Source organism: Sphingomonas abaci, from assembly GCF_014199625.1.
Classification (GTDB): Bacteria; Pseudomonadota; Alphaproteobacteria; order Sphingomonadales; family Sphingomonadaceae; genus Sphingomonas; species Sphingomonas abaci.
The window spans coordinates 186,885-212,333 of record NZ_JACHNY010000004.1 but is presented as its reverse complement, the minus strand read 5'-3'; the positions used below and the strand labels follow the sequence as shown (position 1 = coordinate 212,333).

26 protein-coding genes are annotated in these 25,449 nt (G+C 70.6%); 16 read left to right on the top strand and 10 right to left on the bottom strand.

Going from position 1 to position 25,449, the window contains the following annotated elements:
* Positions 1 to 7: 7 nt before the first annotated feature.
* The 4 genes from GGQ96_RS11165 to recQ all read right to left on the bottom strand — a co-directional run bounded on the left by GGQ96_RS11165 (position 8) and on the right by recQ (position 3,137).
* Complete coding sequence (locus GGQ96_RS11165) at positions 8 to 331, bottom strand: hypothetical protein (RefSeq protein WP_343059011.1); 324 nt, start codon at positions 329 to 331, stop codon at positions 8 to 10.
* On the bottom strand, positions 328 to 735 hold the full coding sequence (locus GGQ96_RS11160; RefSeq protein ID WP_343059010.1) for a hypothetical protein: 408 nt from the start codon (positions 733 to 735) through the stop codon (positions 328 to 330). Before GGQ96_RS11160 ends, GGQ96_RS11165 begins: the two co-directional genes overlap by 4 nt.
* Positions 732 to 1,166 (bottom strand): protein tyrosine phosphatase family protein, encoded by a 435-nt coding sequence (locus tag GGQ96_RS11155; protein ID WP_184114602.1) that lies wholly within the window; start codon positions 1,164 to 1,166, stop codon positions 732 to 734. Before GGQ96_RS11155 ends, GGQ96_RS11160 begins: the two co-directional genes overlap by 4 nt.
* Before the next feature lie 201 nt (positions 1,167 to 1,367).
* On the bottom strand, positions 1,368 to 3,137 hold the full coding sequence (gene recQ, locus GGQ96_RS11150; protein ID WP_184114600.1) for a DNA helicase RecQ: 1,770 nt from the start codon (positions 3,135 to 3,137) through the stop codon (positions 1,368 to 1,370).
* Positions 3,138 to 3,405: 268 nt separating this feature from the next.
* Between recQ and GGQ96_RS11145 the strand changes: the two genes are divergently transcribed.
* Positions 3,406 to 4,320 carry a hypothetical protein gene (locus GGQ96_RS11145; protein WP_184114598.1) on the top strand — a complete coding sequence of 305 codons (915 nt, stop codon included), beginning with the start codon at positions 3,406 to 3,408 and terminating at the stop codon, positions 4,318 to 4,320.
* Between the two features lie 46 nt (positions 4,321 to 4,366).
* Entirely contained in the window at positions 4,367 to 4,645 is a 279-nt protein-coding gene (locus GGQ96_RS11140; RefSeq protein ID WP_246360443.1) for a GNAT family N-acetyltransferase, read from the top strand.
* A gap of 5 nt (positions 4,646 to 4,650) precedes the next feature.
* Here GGQ96_RS11140 and GGQ96_RS11135 read toward each other — a convergent pair whose 3' ends face one another.
* Both GGQ96_RS11135 and GGQ96_RS11130 read right to left on the bottom strand, forming a co-directional pair.
* Positions 4,651 to 5,178, bottom strand: coding sequence for a YceD family protein (locus GGQ96_RS11135; RefSeq protein ID WP_184114596.1), 528 nt, complete (start codon positions 5,176 to 5,178; stop codon positions 4,651 to 4,653).
* A complete protein-coding gene (locus tag GGQ96_RS11130; protein ID WP_425506699.1) occupies positions 5,175 to 5,708 on the bottom strand; it encodes a ubiquinol-cytochrome C chaperone family protein in 534 nt (177 codons plus the stop codon). The genes GGQ96_RS11135 and GGQ96_RS11130 overlap by 4 nt, the downstream gene beginning before the upstream one ends.
* Before the next feature lie 103 nt (positions 5,709 to 5,811).
* Here GGQ96_RS11130 and GGQ96_RS11125 point away from each other — a divergent pair, with 103 nt between their 5' ends.
* From GGQ96_RS11125 to GGQ96_RS11085, 9 genes are all read left to right on the top strand, one after another.
* The gene (locus GGQ96_RS11125; protein WP_184114594.1) at positions 5,812 to 6,303 is read left to right on the top strand and encodes an outer membrane protein assembly factor BamE; all 492 of its coding nucleotides are present in this window, start codon (positions 5,812 to 5,814) and stop codon (positions 6,301 to 6,303) included.
* A 447-nt stretch (positions 6,304 to 6,750) separates the two neighbouring features.
* The gene (locus tag GGQ96_RS11120) at positions 6,751 to 8,139 is read left to right on the top strand and encodes a glycosyl transferase family protein (RefSeq protein ID WP_184114592.1); all 1,389 of its coding nucleotides are present in this window, start codon (positions 6,751 to 6,753) and stop codon (positions 8,137 to 8,139) included.
* On the top strand, positions 8,136 to 9,119 hold the full coding sequence (locus GGQ96_RS11115) for a hypothetical protein (RefSeq protein WP_184114590.1): 984 nt from the start codon (positions 8,136 to 8,138) through the stop codon (positions 9,117 to 9,119). Before GGQ96_RS11120 ends, GGQ96_RS11115 begins: the two co-directional genes overlap by 4 nt.
* Positions 9,120 to 9,367: 248 nt before the next feature.
* On the top strand, positions 9,368 to 10,282 hold the full coding sequence (locus GGQ96_RS11110) for a TSUP family transporter (protein WP_184115100.1): 915 nt from the start codon (positions 9,368 to 9,370) through the stop codon (positions 10,280 to 10,282).
* Positions 10,283 to 10,329: 47 nt separating this feature from the next.
* Positions 10,330 to 11,049, top strand: coding sequence for a TIGR02186 family protein (locus GGQ96_RS11105; RefSeq protein ID WP_184115098.1), 720 nt, complete (start codon positions 10,330 to 10,332; stop codon positions 11,047 to 11,049).
* 82 nt (positions 11,050 to 11,131) lie between these two features.
* Positions 11,132 to 12,778 (top strand): ATP-binding protein, encoded by a 1,647-nt coding sequence (locus GGQ96_RS11100; protein ID WP_184114588.1) that lies wholly within the window; start codon positions 11,132 to 11,134, stop codon positions 12,776 to 12,778.
* Between the two features lie 48 nt (positions 12,779 to 12,826).
* Positions 12,827 to 14,911, top strand: coding sequence for a S9 family peptidase (locus tag GGQ96_RS11095; protein ID WP_184114581.1), 2,085 nt, complete (start codon positions 12,827 to 12,829; stop codon positions 14,909 to 14,911).
* Positions 14,908 to 15,465: a VTT domain-containing protein gene (locus tag GGQ96_RS11090; protein WP_184114579.1), complete on the top strand. Its 558-nt coding sequence runs from the start codon at positions 14,908 to 14,910 to the stop codon at positions 15,463 to 15,465. The genes GGQ96_RS11095 and GGQ96_RS11090 overlap by 4 nt, the downstream gene beginning before the upstream one ends.
* Positions 15,462 to 15,866 (top strand): acyl-CoA thioesterase, encoded by a 405-nt coding sequence (locus GGQ96_RS11085; RefSeq protein WP_184114577.1) that lies wholly within the window; start codon positions 15,462 to 15,464, stop codon positions 15,864 to 15,866. Before GGQ96_RS11090 ends, GGQ96_RS11085 begins: the two co-directional genes overlap by 4 nt.
* Before the next feature lie 286 nt (positions 15,867 to 16,152).
* Here the strand turns inward: GGQ96_RS11085 and ppc are convergent, their stop codons facing one another.
* The 4 genes from ppc to GGQ96_RS11065 all read right to left on the bottom strand — a co-directional run bounded on the left by ppc (position 16,153) and on the right by GGQ96_RS11065 (position 21,267).
* The gene (gene ppc, locus GGQ96_RS11080; protein WP_184114575.1) at positions 16,153 to 18,831 is read right to left on the bottom strand and encodes a phosphoenolpyruvate carboxylase; all 2,679 of its coding nucleotides are present in this window, start codon (positions 18,829 to 18,831) and stop codon (positions 16,153 to 16,155) included.
* Positions 18,832 to 18,926: 95 nt separating this feature from the next.
* On the bottom strand, positions 18,927 to 20,204 hold the full coding sequence (locus GGQ96_RS11075; protein WP_246360442.1) for an NAD(P)/FAD-dependent oxidoreductase: 1,278 nt from the start codon (positions 20,202 to 20,204) through the stop codon (positions 18,927 to 18,929).
* Between the two features lie 39 nt (positions 20,205 to 20,243).
* Entirely contained in the window at positions 20,244 to 20,645 is a 402-nt protein-coding gene (locus GGQ96_RS11070; protein WP_246360441.1) for an EF-hand domain-containing protein, read from the bottom strand.
* A 55-nt stretch (positions 20,646 to 20,700) separates the two neighbouring features.
* Positions 20,701 to 21,267 carry an HNH endonuclease gene (locus tag GGQ96_RS11065; RefSeq protein ID WP_125996022.1) on the bottom strand — a complete coding sequence of 189 codons (567 nt, stop codon included), beginning with the start codon at positions 21,265 to 21,267 and terminating at the stop codon, positions 20,701 to 20,703.
* A gap of 59 nt (positions 21,268 to 21,326) precedes the next feature.
* Between GGQ96_RS11065 and gluQRS the strand changes: the two genes are divergently transcribed.
* From gluQRS to egtD, 5 genes are read left to right on the top strand one after another with little or no spacing between them, the layout of a single operon-like run.
* Positions 21,327 to 22,205, top strand: a complete 879-nt coding sequence (gene gluQRS, locus GGQ96_RS11060) for a tRNA glutamyl-Q(34) synthetase GluQRS (protein WP_184114573.1) — start codon at positions 21,327 to 21,329, stop codon at positions 22,203 to 22,205.
* Between the two features lie 9 nt (positions 22,206 to 22,214).
* Positions 22,215 to 22,445, top strand: a complete 231-nt coding sequence (locus GGQ96_RS11055; protein WP_184114571.1) for a twin transmembrane helix small protein — start codon at positions 22,215 to 22,217, stop codon at positions 22,443 to 22,445.
* A gap of 1 nt (position 22,446) precedes the next feature.
* Positions 22,447 to 23,019: a cob(I)yrinic acid a,c-diamide adenosyltransferase gene (locus GGQ96_RS11050; RefSeq protein ID WP_184115092.1), complete on the top strand. Its 573-nt coding sequence runs from the start codon at positions 22,447 to 22,449 to the stop codon at positions 23,017 to 23,019.
* Positions 23,020 to 23,056: 37 nt separating this feature from the next.
* On the top strand, positions 23,057 to 24,307 hold the full coding sequence (gene egtB, locus GGQ96_RS11045) for an ergothioneine biosynthesis protein EgtB (RefSeq protein WP_184114569.1): 1,251 nt from the start codon (positions 23,057 to 23,059) through the stop codon (positions 24,305 to 24,307).
* The gene (gene egtD / locus GGQ96_RS11040) at positions 24,308 to 25,285 is read left to right on the top strand and encodes an L-histidine N(alpha)-methyltransferase (protein ID WP_184114567.1); all 978 of its coding nucleotides are present in this window, start codon (positions 24,308 to 24,310) and stop codon (positions 25,283 to 25,285) included. It abuts the gene before it with no gap.
* The last annotated feature ends 164 nt before the right edge of the window (positions 25,286 to 25,449 follow it).

Sequence of the window (25,449 nt, the reverse complement as noted above, 5' to 3'; positions counted from 1 at the left end):
GCTTTGCTTAAAGCCCGCGCCGGTGGAGCAGCGGGCGCAGGCGGATTCCCAGGCAGATGACCAGCGGCCAGAACAGCGTGTTGGCGATGTCGCCCAACGTGTCGCTCCAGCGCCACGAGCCGTAATAGAGCCGGTCCATGATCTCGTTGAACGCCTCCGCCGCGACCACCACCGACAGCGGCACCAGGCTGCCGAGCGAGCGGCGGGTGACGACGCGGGCGAGCATCAGCACGGCGAGGCCGGCATGGATGTGCAGGATCGTGTCGGGCAGGCCGGTGCCGTCGCCGATCCAGTCGATGAACTGCTTGTAGAGCGCGCTGGGCGTGGTCACCATTCGATCCCCTTGGGTGTGAGGCGGCGGATATCGAGCGCGTCGACCCGGGCGAGCAGCACGGTGCCCAGCCGGCGGTCGCCCGTCTCCACCAGGATCCCGTCGCGGGTCGCGCGGACGACGCGCCACGGCACTTCCCGCGCCAGCAGCCGGCGGCCGACACGGCGGACGGCGGCGATCCGGCCGTCCGCGGTCACCGCCAGTGCGCCCAGCCCATCCGCGCCGACCACGGCGGCGCTGACCGGGAAGCCGGGCAGCATCTGCTCGACCGCGGCGACGGCTTCCTCCGGTCCGTCGATCCGCGGCGGCGTGCGGCGCCGCCACAGCCATAGGCCGAGCGGGACGACCACCAATAGCGCCGCCACGCCGCCGCCGCCGATCAGGACGGCGTCGGCGGCGATCACTGGGCGGCCGAGAGCGACTCGAGCGTGGGGCGCAGCGCCGACAGGTCGTAGCCGGCCGCCTCGGCCTGGGCGATCAGCAGCGTCGGGTTGCGGCCGGCACGGGCGGCGGCGAGCGCCCACAGGTTGCACGAGCGCGTGCCCGACCGGCAATAGGCCAGCACCGGCCCGTCGGCGGCGGTCAGCGCCTGCACCATCGCATCCAGTTCGGCATGGCCGATGCCGGCGGGAGTCACGGGGATCGCGGTATAGGCGAGACCGGCCGCTTCCGCCGCCTCGCGGATGGAATCGCCGCTCGGCTGGCCCGGCTCCTCGCCGTCCGGCCGGTTGTTGACGATGGCGACGAAGCCCGCCTGCTTGATCACCGGCACATCGGCCGGGACGATCTGCGGGGCGACGGCGACGGACTCGTTGAGGGTGCGGATCTGGGCCATGTCCCGCGCCTTACTGAAGCGGCGGGGGCGGGGGAAGATGGCGCGTGGGCGTGATGCGGACACGACGGCGAATTCCCGACTGCGGGCGGGACGTGCGGTAGCACGGGGGTCGTAACGCACGACCTTCCCGTTCCCCGGCCTTCGCCGGGACACGGGAAGGAGAAAACTAGCCTTGCTAGCGCGAACCCGTCCAGCCGTCGATCACGCCCCCCGGATCACCTCCAGGAACGCGTCGCCATACGCATCCAGCTTGCGCGCGCCGATGCCCGACAGCAGCGCCAGTTCCGCCCGGCTGGCGGGCCGTTGCGCCGCCATGTCGCGCAGCACCGAGTCGTGGAAGATGACATAGGGCGGCACGCCGGCCGCCTGGGCCAGTTCGCGGCGGCGCGTGCGCAGCGCCTCGAACAGCGGATTGTCGGCGGGGTTCGCGGCCGTCGCCGCGCCCGCCCTGCGACCGCGCCGCTCGCGCTTGGGGGGCACGACCACCGACAGCGACGCCTCGCCCTTCAGCAGCGCGCGCGCGGCGGGGCCGAATTCCAGCCCGCCATGCGCGTTGGTGCGTAGGGCGTCGCGCAGCATCAGCGCGCGCAGCACCGGCTTGATCAGCCCCACCTCGTCGCCGTCGACGATCGCCCACACCGACAGATTCTCGTGCCCGTTCATCAGGCTGCGCTCGGTCGACTGGCCGCACAGCACCTGCTCGACATAGGTCGCGCCGAACATCTGCCCGGTGCGGAAGACGGCGGACAGGAACTTGCGCGCGGTCTCGGTCGCGTCGCGCGCGTCGGGCGAGCCCAGGCAATTGTCGCAATTGCCGCAATCCTCGACCGGGTTCTCGCCGAAATGGCGGAGCAGCACATGGCGGCGGCACCCGCCCGTCTCGACCAGCGCACCCAGCGCGCTCAGCCGCTGGCGCTCGCCGGGCTGGCGTTCGGGCTCGACCTCGCCGATCCGCTGACGGGCGCGGGCGAAATCCTCCGCCCCCCAGAACATGTGCGCGACCGAGGGATCGCCGTCGCGACCGGCGCGACCGGTCTCCTGATAATAGCCCTCGATCGACTTGGGCAGGCCGGCATGGGCGACGAAGCGCACGTCGGGCTTGTCGATGCCCATGCCGAACGCGACCGTGGCGCAGATCACCATATCCTCGCTGGCGACGAAATCGGCCTGGTTCTTCGCGCGGATCGCGGGGTCCAGCCCGGCATGATAGGCGCGGGTGGGCCGGCCGGTGCGGGCCAGCGCCTCGGCCAGCTTCTCGGTCGCGGCGCGGGTCTGGGCATAGACGATGCCGGGGCCGGGATTGGCGCGGATCACGTCGGCGAGCTGCTGGTTCAGGTTGCTGCGCGGCGAGATGGCATAGCGGATGTTCGGCCGGTCGAAGCCGGACACAATCAACCCCTCCCGGTCGATGCCGAGCTGTTGCAGGATGTCGGCGCGGGTATGCGCATCGGCGGTCGCGGTCAGCGCCAGGCGCGGCACGTCCGGGAAATGATCCATCAGCGGTGCGAGCAGCCGATAGTCGGGCCGGAAGTCATGGCCCCATTCGCTGACGCAATGCGCCTCGTCGATCGCGAACAGCGACAACCGGGCGCTTTCCAGAAGATCGCGGAAATGGCCCGACGAGGCGCGTTCGGGCGCGACATAGAGCAGGTCGAGCGCCCCGTCGCGGAACCGCGCGATGGTCTCGCCGCGATTCTGGTCGACGCTGGTCAGCGTCGCGGCGCGGATGCCGACCGCCTCGGCCGCGCGGAGCTGATCGTGCATCAGCGCGATGAGCGGCGAGACGACGACGCAGCACCCGTCCATCATCACCGCGGGAAGTTGATAGCAGAGCGACTTGCCGGCGCCGGTCGGCATCACCGCCAGCGTCCGCCGCCGGTCGAGCACGCGGCCGACCACATCGGCCTGGACGCCGCGGAAACCGGGAAAGCCGAAGACGCGCTGGAGGGTGGGCAGGGTTTCGGGGGGCATTGCCCGCGATGTAGGCGCGGTGATGGGCAGGGTCGAGGGGGCGGGGAAAGAAGACCAGGGCTCGCGCACCGGTGCGGCCGGTGCGTCCGGCGGGTGGCGGGTCCGCGATCATCGGCGGCGTCGGCGACGATCGAGCAGCGCCGGACACGGAGCGGCCGCACTTCGCGCCAGGGTGCGATTCCGCTTTGGTCCATGCTTCGCCCTTGATTGTTACGGCCGTGACATGACAGCTTGTCGTCGCGGCGCTTTCGCCGCCGGGGGCGGTGGCATGGCGAGACGGCTCGGGGCAGCGGCGATCATGGGGCTCGCGGTCGCGGCGGCGCTGCCCGCGAAGGACGCACCGCGCGAACGGCTGGTGCCGGCGGACGGGTTGGTAGCGGCGCGGGTGGGGGGTGCGGCCATGACCATGCGGATCGACCCGGCGATGATCGCGATGCCGATGCTCGATTCGGGGCATGCCGCGCTCGCCGGGCTGAAACCGGGGCCGTTCGCGATGCGGTTTGCGGTCGGGCCGCGCCTGTTCACGGGGCACACGGCGGTCGCTCCGGTCGTGCTGCCCGGGGCCGCGCCGTTCAAGCGGCGGATCGGTTGGGCGGTGCAGGCGCGGACCGCCGGGATCGCCGGCGCCATCGGCCCGGGCGGGCTGCCCGAGCCGCTGGTCCGCTTCACGCTGCGGCCGCCGATCGCGGGCGAGCGGACGGTGACGCTGCCGATGATGAAGGCCGGCGGCCTGTTCGGCGACTGGGGCGCGAGCGACGCGATGATCCTGGTCGGCGGCCAGCCGATGCGGCTGCGCTTCGACCCGCATCATCCGCGCACGCTGGCGACGGCGGGGGCGGCGGTGCGGCTGGCGGCGGCGCAGGGCGGCACGCTGTCGGGCGCGCCGGCGCCGGTCGAGATCGCCTTCGGCATAGCCCGCCCGGTGCGCACGCTGACGCTGGCGCGGCCGCTGGCGATCGGGCCGCTCCAGCTCGCGGTGCTGGGCGCGCGAAACGGCGATTACGGCCGCACCTCGGCGATCGCGGAGGCGGAGCCCGATCCGGACGAGCTGGTGGTGGTTGCGCGCGGCAAGAAGGCCGATCCGGCGCGCGACCGGCTGAACCTGGGCGCGGACATGCTGGCGCGCTGTTCGTCGATCCTGTTCGACAAGCCGGCGCGGCGGATCACGCTGACCTGCGCGTGACCGGCGGGCTGGGCAACACGGACCCGGATCGGGCAGAGCGCGTTCGATGACCATGCAACAGCTTCGCGACAATCGCGCCGAACAGGAATTCACGCTCGAGGTCGACGGCCATCGCGCCGTCGCCGCCTATCAGCGCGAGGGTGAAGTGATCGTCTTCACCCACACGCTGGTGCCGCCCGAGATCGAGGGGCGCGGCGTCGGCAGCAAGCTGATCCGCGGTGCGCTCGACAGCGCGCGCGACCAGGGTCTGCGCGTGGTGCCGCAATGCCCCTTCGTGAAGGCGTTCATCGACCGCCACCCGGAATATCGCGACCTGATGGGGTGAGGGGCTCAGCCGCCCAGCGTCTTCTTCAGCTCGGCCAGCGCGCTGAACGGCCCGGTCACCGCCCCGGCCTCGTCCTCGCCGACCACGCCGGCGCGCTTCAGCGCCTCGGCCGCATCGGGGCCGCGCGGAAAGGGATCGAGCGCCAGCGCCATCGTCTCCGCCGCCGCCTCGCCCAGGTCGATCGCGCTTCCTTCGATCTCGACCGTGTCGAGCGCGTCGGCGGACAGTTCCACTTCCTCCTCGCCCGCCATCGGCTCGACGAAGCGCAGCGCCAGCGGCTCGTCGATCGCGACGGTCAGCGGATCGCCGGTGATCGAGCAGGACTGAACCACCTGCCCGGTCACCCGGCCGGTCGCCAGGATGCCGCCGGCGTCGCGGCGGATGGTCAGGGTTGCGGCGAGCGAATCGACCGCGACGATGCCGAAGCGGGCGGCGAGCCGGCGGCGCTCCTCCGCCTCCGCTTCGATCGCGACGGTGCGCTCGCCCTCGCCGATCGTGTCGAGGCGTTCGGGGCGGGAGAATTCGGGGGTCATGGCAGATATCCGGTCAGAAGCTGGTCGATGGGCACGGAGGTGAGGTCGCCGCGCAGCCGGCGCAAGCGGTCGGCGACATGGGCGAGCGCGGCGGGATCGGGCGGCGTGCCGCGATAGAGGTTGCGGACCAGCGCCTGCTCGAACCCGCCCGTCGCCAGCCCGTCGCGATAGGCGCCCAGGCGACCGCCCAGCGCGGCCATCATCCGGCCGATCTGCTTGCCGACGACGATGTCGCCGATGCCCAGCTGGCGCAACTGCGCGTCCATGTCGTCGACGAAGCGTTCGGCGAGGCGCGCGGCGGGCTCGGCCCCGGCCGGTTCCTCCTCCAGCCTGAGCAGCAGCATCGCCAGCACGGCCGCGATCATGTCGAACCGGCCGTCGACCGTGTCGGGCACCGCGCCGGCCAGATACCAATGCTCCGCCCGCGCCTGCAGCACCACCGCATTGTAGAGCGGCAGGGCGGCATCCGCCTGTCTGCCGCCGCCGAACAGCCTGCCCAGCCAGCCCAATCGCGCGTCCTCCCGCTTCACGCGGCTTGTGCGCCGCGACGCCCTCGCATATCGAGGCGATCGGCGACCGATGCAATCGGCCGTCGTCGTTCAGCGTCCCCGCGTCCGCCCGGAGTTTTCGTCCATGCGCCATCCCCTCGCCTCTCTCGCGCTGGTCGCGGGCGCCGGCCTCCTCGCTGCGGGATGCGCACCGCTCCGCTCGCACCAGGGGTATGTGGTCGACAGCGACCTGGTCAATTCGGTGCAGCCGGGCGTCGACAATCGCGCCTCGGTCCAGGCGACGTTGGGCAAGCCGACGCTGACCACCGCCTTCGGCCAGGGCGACTGGTATTATATCGCGCGCGACAGCCGCAACTACGGCTATCAGGTGCCCAAGGTCCGCGACCAGATCACGGTGCAGATCAGCTTCGACCAGGCCGGCAATGTCAGCGCGATCCGACGCGGCGGCGTGGCGCAGGTCGCCTCGGTCAGCCCCTATGGCAAGACGACGCCGACGCTCGGCCGCCAGCGCGGCTTCTTCCAGGACCTGTTCGGCAATATCGGCACGGTCGGCGCGGCCGGCGCCGGCGGGCCGGCAGGCGGCGGCGGTGGCGGCGCGGGTCGTACCCGGCCCTGATCCCGGCGTTTCGCGGGGCCTAGGCGCGTTTACGCAGACCAGAGCGCGCTGACGGGTTCCGCGCCACCTGGCTCGCTCCTGCGGCGAAAGCTGCTCCATTTCGGATATATCGGTCGGTGGCGACTTTTGTGCCAGCGCGGGACGGATCTCGGTCCGGCCGCCGGTCCGTCTCCGCCCCGACCCGGTAGCGGGCAGCGGGGTGCCGGGCGCGTCGCGGCACCCGGATTGTCGGATTTGCTGTTGCGGAACACCGGGTTGGCCGCGCCGCCAGCTACGCGGCGACGCGGCCGTGCCGTGCTTGGACCGGCACCGATCCCGAAAAGGGGGAGGGATCGGGGCGTGAACGCGCCACCGCCGCTTTGGTTCTCGCCAGACTCCGTTTCGGACCGGTAATGATCCATCCCGGACCGGAAACCCGTGGACGCGGGTGGGCCAGCGGGGGTTGGCATGATGGAAGCGATCGGCGCGCTCGACCGCGTGCTGCACGAACTGACGCTGTTCGCGGCGCTCGGCCTGACGATCGGCGGCCTGGACGAACTGCTGATCGACGGGATCGCCCTGTGGCGGTGGCGGGCGTCGTCGTCGGGGGCGGGCACGGCTCCGACGGCCCCGGCTCCGACGACGCCCGGCCGGATGGCGGTGTTCGTGCCCGCCTGGGACGAGAGCGCGGTGATCGGCGCGATGCTGACCGCCGCACTGCGCCGCTACGACCATCCCGATTATCGGATCTACGTCGGGGCCTATGCCAACGATCCGGCGACGATCGCGGCGGTGCGCGCGGTCATGGCGCGGGACGATCGGGTGCGGCTGGCGATCAATCCGGGCGGTGGGCCGACCACCAAGGCCGATTGCCTCAACATCCTGTGGCATCGCCTGTGCGCCGATGATCGCGCGGCGGGGCAGACGACCCGCGCGGTCGTGCTGCACGACGCCGAGGACGTCGTCGACCCGCATGAACTCCGGCTGTTCGATGCGCTGATCGCCGACTGGACGGTGGTGCAGCTGCCGGTCATGCCGCTGATCCGCCGCGATGCGGGCGTCATGGCGGCTTTGGTGTCCGCCACCTATGCCGACGAATTCGCCGACGCACATGGCCGGATGATGCCGGTGCGGACCGGCCTGGGCGCGGCGATGCCGCTGGCTGGGACGGGCTGTGCGATCGATCCGGCGATGCTGGCGCGGATCGCGGCGGCGCGGGGCGGCGATCCGTTCGATCCGGTCAGCCTGGTCGAGGATTACGAACTGGGCCTGCGCATCGCCGATCTGGGCGGGCGGGGCTGTTTCGTCCGCCGACGCGACGCGGGCGGGCGGCTGATCGCGGTGCGCGCCTATTTCCCGCATCGCATCGCCGACTCGGTGCGGCAGAAGTCGCGCTGGCTGGCCGGGATCGCCTTTGCCGGCTGGGATCGCACCGGCTGGGGGCGCACCCTGGCCCTGGGCGAGAACTGGATGCGGATGCGCGACCGGCGCGGGCCGCTCGCCCTGCTGGTCCTGCTCGCCAGCTATGGGGCCCTGCTGGGCTGGGCGGTCCGCTGGGCGCTGCACTGGATGTTCGCCCTGGCACAGGCGGGCATCCCCGCCTGGCTGGCGGGGATGCTGGCGCTGAACGGTGTGCTGCTCGCCTGGCGGCTGGTGGTCCGCGCCTGGATGACCGGACAGGTCTATGGGTGGCGGCAGGCGCTGTTGTCCGCGCCACGACTGGTGCTGGGCAACTATATCGCGCTGCTCGCCGGCCGGGCGGGAGCGGTGCGCTATGTCCGCATGCTGCGCGGCGCGGCGCCGGCCTGGGGCAAGACGCGACACGACTTCCCGGAGCCGGCGGCGGCCGAGCTGTGAAGGGCGGGCGGCCGTTCCGCTTCCTGGCGACCACGCTCGGCCTGTGGATCGGTGCGCGCGTGATCCTGCTCTGGCCGCAGCTCGACTCGGCGGCGAAGGTGATGGAGGCGATCGTGCCGCCGGCCGCGGCGCTGGCGATCGCGCCGGAGCCGCCGCCGGCGACGCGCCGCCATGCCGTCGCGCTCCCGTCCCGCCCTGCGAACTTATCCACAGCCCCGCCCCAAAACTTATCCACAGGCTCGACCCCGCTCGCGCCGTCGGGATCCTCGGCGACCCCGCCGCACTTGCGGGCGGTGGTCGATCCTGCGCCGCCGCTGCTGCTGCCCGAACGGCCCCCGGCGCATGGCGCGGCCCGTGCGCGCTGGAGCGCCAGCGGCTGGCTGATCCTGCGCGGCGGCGCGCCCCGGGCGGATGCCGCGCAGCTCGGCGGATCGCAGCTTGGCGGGCGGATCGGCTATGCGCTGGACGACGCGCGACGCGTCGCGCTGTCGGTCCGGGCGATGGCGCCCATGCGCGGACGCGGTGCCGAGATCGCCGCCGGGCTCGACTGGCAGCCCGGCCCGGCACCGGTGCATGTGCTGGTGGAAAAGCGGATCGCGGTGGATGGCGGTCGCGATGGCGCGAGCGTGACGCTGGTCGCCGGCCTCGATCCGACGCGGATCGCGGGGGAGTGGCGGCTCGAAGCCTACGGGCAGGCCGGAGCGATCGCGCGCGATGGATCGGCGGCGGCGGGGTTCGGCGACGGCGCGGCGCGATTGAGCCGGCCGGTGACGCGGGGCGCGACGCGGCTCGACCTGGGCATCGGCCTGTGGGGCGGGATGCAGCGCGGCGCAGCGCGGCTCGACCTCGGACCCAGCCTGGCGGTCGTCGTGCCTGCGGGCGAGCACCGGCTGCGCGTCACGCTCGACTGGCGCCAGCGGGTGGCCGGCAACGCCGCCCCCGGCTCAGGCCCGGCGCTGTCGGTCGGCACCGACTTCTGAGCGGGGGAGGGGCCGGCGTTCCAGGCCCCGCGGGCGCGGAACCCGGTTGCGCAACCTCCGGACATCATCCGAGACATTCCGTCACCGGACCCCGGCCGTCACCGGACCCCGGCCATTCCGGGACCCCGACCGTCGTCGGGGTGGAGGGTGGGGGCATGGGCTGCGGGGTTTGGCGAAGGGGCCGAAAAACCGGAGCCGTGGCGCGGGGAGGGGTTGGGATGCGCCGCCGGCCGCGCTACCAGCAGCAGGTGGACCTGTACCTGCCCATCGCCAATCTGTCCGTCAACGCGCTGGTGATCGTGCTGCTGGGCGGCGGGGTCGGACTGTTGTCGGGCATGTTCGGGGTCGGCGGCGGCTTCCTGACCACGCCGCTGCTGATCGTCTATGGCATCCCGCCGACCGTCGCCGCCGCCTCCTCCGCCAGCCAGGTGACGGGGGCGAGCGTGTCGGGCGTCTTCGCGCATCTGCGGCGCCGCGGCGTCGACTTCAAGATGGGCGGCGTGCTGGTCGCGGGGGGCATCACCGGCACTTTCGCGGGCGCGTGGATCTTCCGCCAGCTCCAGGCGCTGGGCCAGATCGATACGGTGATCGCGGTCGTCTATGTGGTGATGCTGAGCTGGATCGGCGGCACCATGGCGCGCGAGGCGATGACCACCATCCTGCTCGCCCGGCGCGGCCAGCCGCCCCGCCCGCGCAAGCGTCGCCATCACCCGCTGGTCGCGGCGCTGCCGATGCGGACGCGCTTCTATGCCTCGGGCCTCTATATCTCGCCGCTCGCGCCGCTGCTGCTCGGCTTCGTCACCGGCATCCTGACCATCCTGCTCGGCGTCGGCGGCGGCTTCATCCTGGTTCCGGCGATGATCTACCTGCTCGGCATGGCGACTGGCGTGGTGGTCGGGACCAGCCTGTTCCAGACCCTGTTCGTCACCGCCATGGCGACGATGGTCCATGCGACCACGACCAAGGCGGTGGATATCGTGCTCGCCGGGCTGTTGCTGATCGGATCGGTCACCGGCGCGCAGGTCGGCGCGCGGTTCGCGACGCGGGTGAAGCCCGAATATCTGCGGCTGGCGCTGGCGGTGATCGTGCTGCTGGTCGGCGTCCGTATCCTGCTGGGGCTGGTCTGGCGGCCGGAGGAGATCTTCACGGTCGCGCTGTCGTGAGCGTGGGCCGGCCGCTCCTGCCGCTGCTGCTCGCCGCGCCGCTGCTGATGGGCCAGGCCAAGCCGGTGCTGGTCCCCGACGTGTCGCAGCGCCAGGTCGACATCGCCTATTCCTTCACCGGCGCGGACCTCTTGCTGTTCGGCGCGATCCTCTATCCCGGCGGACGCGTGCCGGCGGGCGAGCGGCCGGCCGACATCGTCGTGGTGGTCAAGGGGCCGACCCAGTCGATCCTGCTGCGCGAGAAGGAAAAGGTGGCCGGCATCTGGGTCAATGCGCAGAGCGCGCGCTATCGCTCTGCGCCCTCCTTCTACAGCGTCGCCTCATCGCGGCCGATCCGCGACCTGGTCGACGACCGCACCCGCGCCATCTACGAACTGGGGCTGGATAGCCTGCAGCTTTCCCCCACCTCCACTGCGCCGCCCGATGTGCAGGCCCGGTTCGGCCGCGGGCTGGTCGAGCTGAAGAAGCGCGCTGGCCTCTATGTCGAGTCGCCCCGCGCGGTGGAGATCACCGACGGGGTGCTCTACCGTGCGCGCGTCACCATCCCGGCGCGCGTGCCGGTCGGCCGCTTCACCGCCGAGACCTTCCTGATCCGCGACGGTCGCGTCCTGGCGGCGGCGGTACGCGACATCGACATCCGTAAATCGGGGTTCGAGCGATTCGTCGCCCGCGCCGCGGACCGGCACGAACTGATCTATGGCCTGGTCGCGGTGATGCTGTCGGTGGGGCTGGGCTATCTGGCCGGTTGGGTGGCCAGACGGATGTAGCGGCGCCCGCTCACGCTTCGTTTACTTCCGGCATGGCATGGCGGCGGCACGCACATCATTCGCGCTGTTCGAAAGGCCGTTCATGACCCTGATGCCCGGCAGCGATGCCTTCGCCTCCGTCGCACCGCCCGTCCCGGAGGTCGCGATCGGCCGTGTGGTGGCGATCGATGGCGCGTCCAGCCGGGTGACGATCGATCCGGACGTCGCAGGGCGGCTGGCGGACGCGGCCGATCCGGCGCTCGCCGCCGCCGGTCAAGTCGGCAGCCTGGTGCGGATGCAGGTCGGCGCGACCTGGCTGATCGCCAACATCCGCGCGCTGCGGCTGGATGCGGCGGAGGGCGCGATCGTCGCCGACATCGATTTCCTGGGCGAAGGCGACCAGGACGCGGCCACCGGCGCGCTGCATCGGTTTCGGCGCGGCGTCACCCGCTATCCGATGCCGGGCGCCTCGGTCTGGCCCGTCACCACCGCCGACCTGCGCCAGGTCTACGCCGCCGGCGACGCCGCGCAGATCGGCATCGGCACCGTCTATCCGACCCAGGATATCCACGCCTCGCTGTCGATCGACGCGATGCTGGGCAAGCATTTCGCGCTGGTCGGCTCGACCGGCACCGGCAAGTCGACGGCGACCGCGCTGATCCTCCACCGCATCTGCGACATGGCCCCGCACGGCCATATCCTGATGATCGACCCGCACGGCGAATATGCCGCCGCCTTTCGCGACAATGGCGCGATCCTGGACGTGGGCAACCTTCAACTCCCCTATTGGCTGATGAATTTCGAGGAACATTGCGAGGTGTTCCTGACCGCGGCCGGACCGGACCGGCAGGTGGATGCCGACATTCTCGCCAAATGCCTGCTTGCCGCACGCGCCAAGAGCCGGCTGGGGCAGGAGATCGGCAAGCTGACGGTTGACGCGCCGGTGCCCTATCTGCTGTCCGACCTCTCCGCGATCCTGTCGCAGGAGATGGGCAAGATGGACCGGGCGGGCGACACCGCCCCCTATCTGCGGCTGAAGGCGAAGATCGACGAGATCAAGGCCGATCCGCGCTACGGCTTCATGTTCTCCGGCCTGCTGGTCGCGGACACGATGGCGGCGTTCCTGGCGCGGGTGTTCCGCCTGCCCGGCGACGGCAAGCCGATCGCGATCATCGACGTGTCGGGCGTGCCGTCGGACATCACGTCCGTGGTGGTCGCGGTGCTGGCGCGGATGACCTTCGACTATGCGATCTGGTCGCGCGCCGAGCCGCGCCGCCCGATCCTGTTGATGTGCGAGGAGGCGCATCGCTACGTCCCCGCGGGGTCGGACAGCGGCTCGTCGGTCGGACGCATCCTGGGCCGGATCGCCAAGGAGGGGCGCAAATATGGCGTCAGCCTGGGGCTGGTGACCCAGCGTCCGTCCGACTTGGCGGAGGGCGTGCTGTCGCAATGCGGCACGATCATCGCCATGCGGCTGAACAATGATCGCGACCAGGCTTTCGTCCGCGCGGCGATGCCGGAGGGGGCGCGCGGCTTCCTCGATTCGATCCCGGCGCTGCGCAACCGCGAGGCGATCATCTGCGGCGAGGGCGTGACCATCCCCGTACGCGTCGCCTTCGACGCGCTGGAGGAGGCGCGCCGCCCGGCCTCGGGCGATCCGCTCTTCTCCGAATTGTGGCGCGATGTCGGCGGCGAGGAGGCGATCGTCGCGCGGACCATCCAGCGCTGGCGCGCGCAGGGGCGGGGGTAGAAGGGCGCCCCCCGTCGACTTCGCGGTTTCGGGCGTTATGGCGGTCCCATGACCGACTCCCAGCCGACCAGCCAGCCCGCTCCCCAGCCGCCCGTCGCGGAGCGGCGCCCGCACAGCTTCACCCTGCACGGCGTCACCGTCGATGATCCCTATGCCTGGCTGAAGGACCCGGACTATCCCGAGGTCGGCGATCCCGAGATCCTGGCCTATCTGGAGGCGGAGAACGCCTATTTCGAGGCGGTGATGGCGCCGCACCGGCCATTGGTCGACCGGCTGTACGAAGAGATGAAGGCCCGCATCAAGGAGGATGAATCCTCCGTGCCGCAAAAGGACGGCGACTGGCTCTACTGGGCGGCGTTCGAGACGGGTGGGCAATATCGCAAATGGTGGCGCAAGCCGGTCGCGGGCGGCGCGGACCAGTTGCTGCTCGACGAACCGGCGCTCGCCGAGGGCAAGGAATATTTCAGCCTGGGCGCGTTCGCCGTGTCGAACGACGGGCGCCACCTGGCCTATGCGATCGACGATAACGGGTCGGAACGCTTCACTATCCACGTCAAGGACCTGACCAGCGGCGCGCTGCTGCCCGAGACGATCCCTGGCATGTTGTCCGATATCGTCTGGTGCGCCGATGACAGCGGTTTCCTCTATGGCCTGGCCAACGACCAGTGGCGCACCGACAATGCGCGCTTCCACCGTCTGGGCACCCCGGTCGAGGAAGACGTCGAACTCTATCACGAGGCGGACGAGGGCTACCGCGTCGCGGTGGCGGAGACGAGTGACCGGCAATGGCTGGTGATCGGCACCGGCGACCATGTCACCAGCGAGGTGCGGCTGTTGCCGGCGCATGATCCGTTCGCCGAACCGATCCTGGTCGCGGCGCGCCAGTCCGGCCGCGAATATGATGTCGACGCGCATGACGGCACGCTGTTCATCCACACCAACGATACCGATCCGATGTGGCGGCTGTGCACCGCCAGCATCGATTCGCCCGGCGACTGGCACGAGCGGATCGCGCCGGACCCGCGTTTCTACATGACCGGGGTGGAATGCTATCGCGACTTCTTCGTGGTCGAGGGGCGCGAGGACGGGTTGGATCAGATCGCGATCCACCGTTATGACGACGCCACCGCGCCGCAGCGCATCGTCTTCCCGGAGGCGAGCTATGCCGCGGGGCTGGGCGACAATCCCGAATATGCGGTCGACCGGCTGCGGCTGGGATATGAGTCGATGGTCACGCCCGGCACCGTCTATGAGTACGACGTCGCGAGCCGAGCGCTCACCACGCTGAAGGTGCAGGAGATACCCTGCGGCTATGACGCGGACCGGTACCGGACCGAGCGGCTGAAGATCACCGCGCGCGACGGCACGGAGGTGCCGGTGTCGATCGTCTATCCGGCCGGTTTCGTGCGCGACGGGTCGCAGCCCCTGTTCCTCTATGCCTATGGCGCGTACGGCCATGCCATTCCGCCCGGCTTCTCGACCGGGCGACTGAGCCTGCTCGACCGCGGCTTCGCCTATGCGATCGCGCATATCCGGGGCGGCGACGATCTGGGCCAGCAATGGTATCACGACGGCAAGCTGGAAAAGCGCACCAACACGTTCAACGACTTCGTCGACGTGGCCCGGGGGCTGATCGCCGGCGGCTGGACCAGCGCCGGACGGATCGCCACCGCCGGTCGGTCGGCGGGCGGCGAGCTGATGGGCGCGATCGTCAATTCCGACCCGGAACTGTGGGGCGCGGTGATCGCCGACGTGCCGTTCGTCGACGTGCTCAACACCATGCTCGACGCCGACCTGCCGCTGACCCCGGGCGAATGGCCTGAATGGGGCAACCCGATCGAAGACCCGGCGGCGTTCGCGCTGATCCGCAGCTACAGCCCCTATGACAATGTCCGGGCGCAGGCCTATCCGCCGCTGTTCATCTCGGGCGGGCTGAACGATCCGCGCGTCACCTATTGGGAGCCGGCGAAATGGGCGGCGCGGTTGCGCGCCACCAAGACCGACGCCAACATCCTGCTGCTCAAGACCAATATGGGCGCGGGGCACGGCGGCAAGTCGGGCCGGTTCGAAAGCTTGCGCGAGGCGGCGGAGGAACATGCCTTCGTCCTGTGGCAGCTCGGGGTCGCAGGGTGACCCTGCCCGAGCTGATCGCCCATTACGGCCTGCCCGCGCTCTTCGTCGGCGCGGCGATGGAGGGCGAGACGGTCGTCGTCACCGGCGGGGTGGCGGCGCATCAGGGGCTGCTGCCGCTGGTGGGCGCGATGATCGCCACCGCCACCGGCTCGTTCGCCGCCGACCAGGCCTGGTTCGCCAGCGGCCGCTATTTCCGCGACCATCGCTGGGTCCGGCAGGCGCGCGAGAAACCCGCCTTTGCGAAAGCGATCCAGTGGCTGGAACGCTATCCGATCGGCTTCATCTTCGTGTTCCGCTTTCTCTACGGCCTGCGCACGGTCAGCCCGATCGCGATCGGCACGACCCGGGTGCCGGCGCGCACCTTCGTGCTGGTCAATGCGGCGTCGGCGGCGATCTGGGGCGTGCTCTTCACCGGCATCGGCTATCTGTTCGGCCATGCCTTCGAGCGGCTGGTGGGGCGCATCACGACGCATTGGCCTTGGGCGGTGGCGGCGCTGGCGATGGTGGGCATCGGCTTCGCACTCTTTCGCTGGCGGAAAGGACGACAGGCATGAGCCGCTTCACCCAGGTCATCACCGCGCAAGAGGCGGACATCGACATCCTCGGCCATGTCAACAATGCGGTCTGGGTCCGCTGGATCCAGGATCTGGCGGGTGCGCACTGGGCGGCGGTCGCCCCCCCTGACCAGCAGGCCGCCTATATCTGGGTCGTGACCCGGCACGAGATAGACTATCGCGGCAACCTGGCGGCAGGGGAGACGGTGACGGCCGAGACCTGGGTCGCGGCCCCGCGCGGCGCGCGCTTCGATCGCCACGTCCGCTTCACCGGCGCCGACGGTCGGGTGAAGGTGGAGGCGGTGACCACCTGGGCGCTCATCGACCGCGCCACCGGCCGGCTGCTGCGCGTCCGCCCGGAAATCGCCGAACGGTTCCTGTCGGACACATCAGGGACATAATGTGGCAATGCCGATGGTGTAGGGCCGGCTTGCAGTCAGCAACCGCTGCTGTACACATTCATTGTGTCACTACGGGCTACGGGCGGTGTCTGCATCCGGCAGGCACCGCCCGTGGTTTTTTGCGCTGGGTTGCGTCCTGCATCACAAGCTGTTCCCCGGCGAAGGCCGGGGCCTAGTTGGGGGACGATCGTGACGACGCGCAGTGCTCCGTTTCCAACGCCTTCCCAACTGGGCCCCGGCCTTCGCCGGGGAACGGAAGAAGATTAGGGCTTCCGCATAGAATCCCTCACCCCGAATTGCGCAGCCCCGTGGCGATGGCGTTGATCGACAGGAGGATACCCTCGCCGATCCGCTCGTCCTGCTCGCCTGCGCGGTGGCGCTTCATCAGTTCGATCTGGAGGAGGTTGAGCGGCTCGATATAGGGCAGGCGCAGCCGGATCGAGGCTTCGAGCGCCGGACTTTTCTCCAGCAGGCGCGACTGGCCGGTGGCGGCGAGCAACCCCGCCTCGGTCAGGCTCCAGGCGTCGCGGATCGTAGCGAAATGGCGGCGCAGCCCAGGCTCGACCAGATCGGCATAGCGCGCCGCCACCGCCATGTCGGACTTGGCCAGCACCATCTCCAGATTGGCGAGCGTCGCCGCGAAGAAGGGCCAGCCCGCCGCCATCTCGGCGAGCAGCGCCTTGTCCTCGAAGGCGGCGATGGCCTGGCCGACGCCGTACCAGCCGGGCAGCATCACCCGCGCCTGCGCCCAGCTGAACACCCAGGGGATGGCGCGCAGATCCTCGATCCGGTCGGACTTGGTGCGGCTGGCCGGGCGGCTGCCGATCTTGAGGTTGGCGATCTCCGCGATCGGCGTCATCTGGCGGAAGAAGGTGCGGAAATCGTCCGAGCCATAGACCAGGTCGCGATAGTGGCGGAACGCCGCGTCGGACAGGCGGTCCATCGCGCCGGCGAACGTCGCGCTTTCATGCGCCGAGAGCTGCGGCGGCTCCAGGCTGGCGAGGATCGCGGCCGAGGCCATCGCCTCCAGGTTGGTCATCGCGCTCTCGCGCGTGCCGTATTTGGCGGCGATCACCTCGCCCTGTTCGGTGATGCGGATGCGGCCCTGCACCGTGCCGTGCGGCTGCGCGCGGATCGCCGAGAAGGACGAGCCGCCGCCGCGCCCCACCGCGCCGCCGCGCCCGTGGAACAGCTGCATCCGCACGCCCGCCGTCGCGAAGACCGGGGCGAGGGCGGTCGACGCCTTGGACAAGCTCCAAGTCGAGGTCAGGTAGCCGCCGTCCTTGTTGCTGTCCGAATAGCCGATCATCACCTCCTGGGCGCCCCGCTGGCGGGCGAGCGCGGCGACCTCCGGCAGCGCGAACCAGTCGGCCATGATGCCGGGGGCAGCCTCCAGGTCCTCGATCGTCTCGAACAGCGGCACGGCCATCACCGCCGCCCGCGGGGCCTCGCCGGTCGCGCCGGGGCGATAGAGGCCGGCTTCCTTCAGCAGCAGGTGGATCTCGAGCAGGTCGGACACCGACTTGCCCATCGAGCAGATGTAGCGCGCGATGCAGGCGGCGCCGTAGCGGGCATGCGCGGCGCCAGCGGCGCGCACGACCGCCAGTTCGGATGCGGTCTCGTCGGAATAGTCGTGATAGGGATCGACCAGCGGCCGGGGCGAGGCGAGCTCATGGCGGAGCAGCGCGACGCGCGCCTCCTCGTCCAGCGCGGCATAGTCGGTCTCCACCCCCGCCACCGCCAGCAGTTCGGCCACGACGCGCTCGTGCACGGCGCTGTTCTGGCGCAGGTCGAGCGTGGCGAGGTGGAAGCCGAAGATGTCGACCGCGCGGATCAGGCGGCCGAGCGCGCCACTCGATCCCAGGGTGCCGCCGCCGCGCGTCGCCAGCGCGCGCGCGATCGCGACCAGGTCGGCGCGGAACGCCTGCGGATCGGCGTAGCGCTCGCCTTTCAGCGCGCCCGGGCGGGGCGGGGCCTTGCCGGTCAGCGCCTGATAGGTGGCGGCGAGCCGCGCATAGATGCCGGAAATCGCGCGGCGGAACGGCTCGTCCTGGCGGCTGGGCGCGGTATCGCCGCTCGCGTCGGCGAGCGCCAGCACGGCGGGGTCGACCTGCGCGCGCAGCGACGAGATCGACAGTTCCGCACCCAGCGCGTGCAGCGTGTCGAGATAGTGGCCGATCACCGTCTCGGCCGCACGGGCCAGCGCCAGCGTGAGGCTGTCGGCGGTGACGTTGGGATTGCCGTCGCGGTCGCCGCCGATCCAGCTGCCGGGTTTCAGGAAGCTCGGCACCCGGCCGCCCAGCGCCCGGTCCCAGCGCTGGTATAGCGCCGGCATCGCCGGCAGGAACACGTCGCGCAGATAGGAGAGCGTCGTCTCCACCTCGTCCGCCACGCCCAGCCGCTCGCGGCGCAGCGCCCGCGTCTGCCACAAGAGCGCGACCTGGCGCTGGATCGCCTGGTCGACCGCATCGCCGTCCGGCGTCTCGGTGCGGCCAGCGTCTCGCATCGCCATCAGCTCGGCGATGCGGTTGCGATGGTCGATCATGCTCTTGCGCCGCACCTCGGTCGGGTGGGCGGTCAGCACCGGCATCACCAGCGCCTCGGACAACAGCGCCGTCACCTCGGCGCGGTCGATGCCCTCGCCCGCCAGCCGTTCCAACGCGGCGGCGACATCGGCCCCCTGTTCGGCGGCGATGCCCTGGCGATCCTCGGCGAGGTTGGCGAGCATCGAGAAGAGCATGAAGCCGCGCACGAAGTCAATGGTCTCGTCCAGGTCGAGCCGTTCGAGCTGGAGGTCGACGGTGGCGCCATCGCCGCCGCTGCGATGCCGCTCGACCGAGGCGCGGCGGATCGTCTCCGTCGCCTCGAACAGGGCGTCGCCGCCATAGTCGCGGATCACGTCGCCCAGCAGCGTGCCGAGATAGCGGATGTCGGGATTGTTCGCGATCGGGGGAAGACTGGCCATGGCGTCTGTGCTGCGCTGCGGTGGAACATGGGTCAAGTCGCGAATACCCGGCGACACGAACATTTATTGCGCTTACGTATGCGTAAGCGACCGATTCAGTCGATTAACCGGGCGCCGCGCTCGAAGGTGAGATAGCGCCAGACCCATTGCAGCATCACCAGCGTGCGCCGCTGGAAGCCGATCAGCAGATAGACATGGGCGATCGACCAGAGCAGCCAGGCCAGCCGCCCCGTCAGCTTGAACCGGCCATAGGTGTAGACGGCGGCATGGCGGCCGATCACCGCCGTGTCGCCGCGCGTGCGGTAGCGATAGGGTGGCGGTGCATCGGACCGGCGCAGCGCCCGGCCGAGGTGTCGGCCCTGCTGCTGCGCGACCTGCGCCAGGGCGGGCAGCGGCTTGCCGTCCTGCTCGAACAGCGCGAGGTCGCCCAGCGCGAAGATGGCGGGGTCGCCCGGCAGCGACAAATTGGCGGTGACCGGCAGCCGGCCGGTGCGGTCCGCGGTGCCGCCGACCCAGTCCGCGCCGGGCGCGGCGCGGATGCCCGCTCCCCAGACGACGGTAGCGGCGTCGATCCGCTCGCCCGCCAGCGTGACGCCGCCATCGTCGATCGCCTCGACCGGCTGGTCGAGCCGCACCTCGACGCCCATCCGCTTCAGCCGTCCGCGCGCATAGTCGCCGAGGTCGGGCGGAAAGGCGGCGAGCAGCCGCGGCCCCGCTTCCACCAGCAGGATGCGCGCCTCTGCGGGATCGATCCGGCGGAAATCGCCGCGAAGCGTATAGCGGGCCAGTTCGGCGACGGTGCCCGCCATCTCCACGCCGGTCGGGCCGCCGCCGACCACGACGACGGTCATCAGCGCCCGGCGTTCGGCGGGATCGGGGCAGCTTTCCGCCCGCTCGAACGCGCCGAGCAGCCGCGCGCGGATGCGGCGCGCCTCGGCGATGGACTTGGGCGCGGGGGCATGGTCACGCCATTCGGGATGGGCGAAATAATGGTAGACGGAGCCGGTCGCCAGCACGAGCTGGTCATAGGGGATATGGCCGCCATCCTTGAGCCGCACGCGCGCATCGGCACGGTCGACCCCGGTCACCTCGGCCAGTACGACATCAACGTTCCCCGCCTTGTGCAGCACGCGCCGGATGGCGACCGCGATGTCGGCGGGCGACAGGGCGGCGGTCGACACCTGGTAGAGCAGCGGCTGGAACAGATGATGGTTGCGCCGGTCGATCAGCACGACCTGCACGTCCGCGCCCGCCAGTTCGCGCGCGCAGGCGAGGCCGGCGAAACCGCCGCCGACGATCACCACGCGGCGGCGGCCCGTGTCCGGGCGAGGCGTGCGGTCGGGTCCCGCATCGGCCTGAGGCATGTCGGTCATCGCTGGCTCCCTTCGGCGCGTCCCGCCGGCGGGCCGGCGTCAGGGGACGGGGATCACCGAACCGGTGGGCGTCGGCGCGGGTTGCGGGTTCCTGCGGTAGGTTTCACGTTCTTCCGACGTGACCGTGCCGTCGCGGTTCAAATCCATCCGGTCGAACCAGGCCAGCGTCCCTTCGGAGAATTCGGTCGCGGTGATCTTGCCGTCGCGGTTGCGGTCCAGCGCGACGAGGCGCGAGTTGTTGCGGGGCATCTCCGTCCGGTCGATCACGCCGTCGCCGTCGCGATCGAGCGTATGGAAGCGGCGCTCCATCATCCCGCCGAAATCGAGCCGCGAGGTGACCGAGGGCGGCGTGAAGCCGGCGGCGGCGGCCTGGTGATCGGCCTGCGCCATCTTCTGCTCGGGGTCCTTGCCACAGGCCGCCAGCATCAGCGCCACCGCCATCGCGCCGGCCGCCATTCCCCCGTTCGTCACCCGCATCAATGGCTCCCGTTCCTGTCTATGCCTGCAGCTCAACGTCCCAATAGAGCCAGTCGTGCCATGTCTCGTGCAGGTAGTTGGGCGGGAAGGCGCGGCCATGTTCCTGGAGATGCCAGTTGGTCGGCCGGATCGGCTCGACATGCAGCGGCATCGCCGCCTCGCGCGGGGTGCGGCCGCCCTTTTTCAGGTTGCACGGCGCGCAGGCGGTGACGACATTCTCCCAGGTCGTCCGCCCGCCATAGGCGCGGGGAATGACGTGGTCGAAGGTCAGGTCGCGGCCCACCCCGCAATATTGGCAGGCGAAGCGGTCGCGCAGGAACAGGTTGAAGCGGGTGAAGGCGGGAAACTGCGACGGCTTCACATATTGCTTCAGCGCGATCACCGATGGCAGCTTCAATGCGAAATTGGCGCTGCGCACCTCGCGCTCGTAATGGGCGACGATGTCGACGCGGTCGAGGAACACCGCCTTGACCGCCGTCTGCCAGGGCCAGAGGCTGAGCGGATAATAGGACAGCGGCGTATAGTCCGCATTGAGCACGAGCGTGGGGCAACTGTCGGGATGTCGGATCAGGTCGGGATGAAACACGGGCCCTCCCAAGCAAAGCCGGAAGTGCTTTGGCCGACCGGCGTGACACAGTCATGACAATGGACCGCAAGACAGCACGGACCGTGAGCCCGGGTCAAGTCCGCACGCGATTTGCCCCCTCGCCAACCGGCGCGCTGCATCTCGGCCATGCCTGGTCCGCGATCCTGTCCCATGACTTCGCCGTAACGCACGGCGGCACGTTCCTGTTGCGGATCGAGGATATCGACGGTACCCGGTCGCGGCCCGACCATGTCGCGGGCATATTGGACGACCTGGCCTGGCTCGGCTTGCGCTTCGAGGGGCCGGTCTTCCAGTCCGAACGGCTGGCCAGCTATGCGGCCGCGCTCGACCGGCTGCGGGCGATGGGGCTGGTCTATCCCTGTTTCTGCACGCGTGCGGAGATCGCCGCCAGCCTGTCCGCGCCGCATGGGGCGGCCGTCGCCTATCCCGGCACCTGCCGCCGCCTGACCCCGGCGGAGGTCCAGGCGCGGATGGGTGAGCCGCATTGCTGGCGGTTGGACATGGCGCGCGCGCTGGCGCTGGCGGGGCCGCTGGCCTGGTTCGACCATGGCCGCCGCGTCGAGGCCGATCCCGCGCCCCAGGGGGATGTGGTGCTGGCGCGCAAGGATGCGCCGGCCAGCTACCACTTGGCGGTGACGCTGGACGATGCCGCGCAAGGCGTGACCGACATCGTGCGCGGCGTCGACCTGTTCGACGCGACGCATGTCCATCGGCTGCTGCAGGCGCTGCTCGGCCTGCCGACGCCCCGCTATCACCACCATCCGCTGCTGACCGGGCCCGGCGGACGGCGGCTGGCCAAGCGCGACGGCGCGCCCAGCCTCGCCGCGCAGCGCGTCGCCGGGCAGGACGGGCGGGCGCTGGCCGACGCGTTGCGGCGGGGCGAATTGCCCGCTGGTCTTTCGCTCGCGAAGCCTTAAGTTGGTGGCATGAACACGTTCCTCACCCTGTTGCTCATCGCCGCGATGATCGCGACGGTCGTGGCGCTCGTGCGCGGGGTGATCGCCTTCCTCCAGGAATCGACCGCGCAGGTGAAGCGGGGCGAGGGGCCGAGCCAGGCGGCGCTGAAATCCAACCGGATGATGCAGCAGCGGGTGTTCTTCCAGGCGCTGGCGGTGCTGATCGTCGTCGTCATCCTGTTCGCGGCCGGGCGGACCTGATCTGGTCAAGCTGACGAAAATCTACACGCGCACCGGCGACGACGGCACCACCGGGCTGGTCGATGGCAGCCGCGTGCGCAAGTCCGATCCGCGCATGGCGGCGATCGGCGATGTCGACGAGGCGAACAGCGCGATCGGCGTGGCGCTGGTGCAGCTGCCCGCCGGCCCGGTGCGTGACACGCTGCTGCTGGTCCAGAACGACCTGTTCGACCTGGGCGCCGACCTCGCCACGCCGGCGGGCGAGGGCGAGGACTTCGCACCGTCAGCCATGGTGCTGCGCATCCTGCCGGCGCAGGTCGCGCGACTGGAGGCCGCGATCGACGCCGCCAATGCCGATCTGGCCCCCTTGCGCAGCTTCATCCTGCCCGGCGGCTCGGCGGCGGCGGCGGCGCTGCATCTGGCGCGCGCGATCGCCCGCCGTGCGGAGCGGGCGATGGTGGCGGTTGATGCACCCATCAACCCTGCGGCATTATCCTACATCAACCGGCTGTCCGATTTCCTGTTCGTGGCGGCGCGGGCGCTGAACCAAAATGGATCAGGAGACGTTCTCTGGGTTCCGGGGCGAGCGCGCTGATCGATCGTCGACCACGCGTTCGGATGGGAGCGGGTGGATGGCAACGGCGATATCGGCAGTCGACACGGAGCTGGAGGCGCGTTTCGCGCATGTCCGGGCGCTGAGCCTGGCACTGACCGATCGCTTGTCCGATGCCGATGCGACGGTGCAGTCGATGCCCGACGCCTCGCCCGCCAAATGGCACCTGGCGCATACCACCTGGTTCTTCGAGACCTTCGTGCTGCGCGACCATGTGCCCGGCTACCGGCTGCACGACGACCGCTGGCCCTTCCTGTTCAACAGCTATTACGAGGCGGAGGGGCGGCGTCACGCCCGTCACCGGCGCGGAATGATCACGCGCCCCGACCTGTCCGAGGTCCGCGCCTACCGGGCGCATGTCGACGCCGCCCTGGCCCGGGCGCTGCCCGACCTGTCGGCGGACGCGCGGGCGCTGGTCGCGCTCGGCTGCCATCATGAGGAGCAGCATCAGGAACTGCTGGTCACCGACCTGATCCATCTGTTCAGCGAGAATCCGCTGGAGCCGGCGCTCTATCCGCCCGTGCGGCGTGGCCCCTCGGCGATGCCGGCGGAGACCGGCTGGCGGTCGCATCCGGGCGGGATCGTGCGCATCGGCCATGACGGTGACGGCTTCGCCTTCGACTGCGAGGGGCCGCGGCACGAGACCTTGCTCGCCCCCCACATGCTCGCCGACCGCACCGTGACCAATGGCGAATGGGCCGCCTTCATCGCCGATGGCGGCTATCGCGAACCGCGCTGGTGGTTGGCGGACGGCTGGACCTGGGTGAAGGCGGAAGGGGTCGTGGCGCCGCTCTACTGGCAGCAGGGTGCGGAGGGCTGGACGCGATTTGGGCTGGACGGCCGCCGCCCGGTCGATCCCGCCGCGCCGGTCACCCATATCAGCTTCTTCGAGGCGGATGCCTATGCCGCCTGGGCCGGCGCGCGCCTGCCGACCGAGGCGGAGTGGGAGGCGCATGCCGCCCGGCAGGACCCGCTTGGCGGCCGGCAGATGGACACGGCTGGCGTGATCGAGCCGGTTGCCGCTGCGGACGCCCAGATGTTCGGCAATGTCTGGGAATGGACCGGCAGCGCCTACCGCCCCTATCCCGGCTTCCGCGCCGCCGACGGGGCGGTCGGCGAATATAATGGCAAGTTCATGAGCGGGCAGTTCGTCCTGCGGGGCGGCTCCTGCGCGACGCCGCGCGGCCATGTCCGCGCCTGCTATCGCAATTTCTTCTACCCCCATCAACGCTGGCAGTTCACCGGCCTGCGCCTCGCAAAGGATCTGTAGATGCTGAAACCCGAGGGTGAGGACGGCCTGCGCAGCCTGACCGATCCGGCATTCCGCGCCGATGTGCTCGCCGGGCTGGAGCGGCGGCCGCGCGCGATCCCGGCCCGCTGGTTCTACGACCGGCGCGGCTCGGAACTGTTCGAGGCGATCACCGACCTACCCGAATATTATCCGACCCGGACCGAGACCGCGATCCTGGAGACGATCTGCCCGACGCTGCGCGACCTGGTCGGCTCCGGCCGGGCAGTGGTGGAGTTCGGCTCCGGCTCGTCGACCAAGACGCCGGTCGTGCTGTCCTGCGTCGATCCGTGCGCCTATGTGCCGATCGACATCTCGGGCGATTTCCTGCGCGAATCGTCGCGCGTGCTGGCGGCGCGGTTCCCGGACCTTCCGGTGTTGCCGTTCGAGGCCGACTTCCTCAAGCCCCTGACGCTGCCGGCGGCGGTGGCGGAGCAGCCAAAGCTCGGTTTCTTCCCCGGCTCGACGATCGGTAACATGACCCCGGCGATGGCGTGCGACCTGCTGCGCGCCATGCGGGAGTCGCTGGGGCAGGGGGCGATGCTGCTGATCGGCATGGACCGGATCAAGGATGAGCGCGTGCTGGTCCCCGCCTATGACGATGCGGCGGGGGTGACGGCGGCGTTCAACCGCAACCTGATCGAACGGATCAACCGCGAACTGGACGGCACCATGCCGCTGGACGCGTTCCGCCACCGCGCGATCTGGAACGACGACCGGGCGCGGATCGAGATGCATCTGGAGGCGGTGCGCGACATCGCCTTCACGGTCGACGGCCGCGCCTTCGCGATGGCGGCGGGCGAGACCATCCACACCGAGAACAGCCACAAATACGGCCCCCGCGACGCGCGCATCCTGCTACGCACCGGCGGCTGGACGCCGGTGGCGGAATGGACCGATCCCGACGGGCTGTTCGCGGTCTATCTGGCCGAAGCCCAGGCGGAGCGGGTCGCACCATAATCGCGGTCCAGGCGGCGCGAAATCGGCACCACCCCGTCGGAGGCCGGGGTCCGGTCACGCAACCGCTCGAACCATGCGCGACGGCCCCCAATGGGAGGCCGGGACGCGCCCGGACGGTCGCGACGTGTCGCATCGCCCCCCCCCCCCCGGCACGGGGCCGTTGC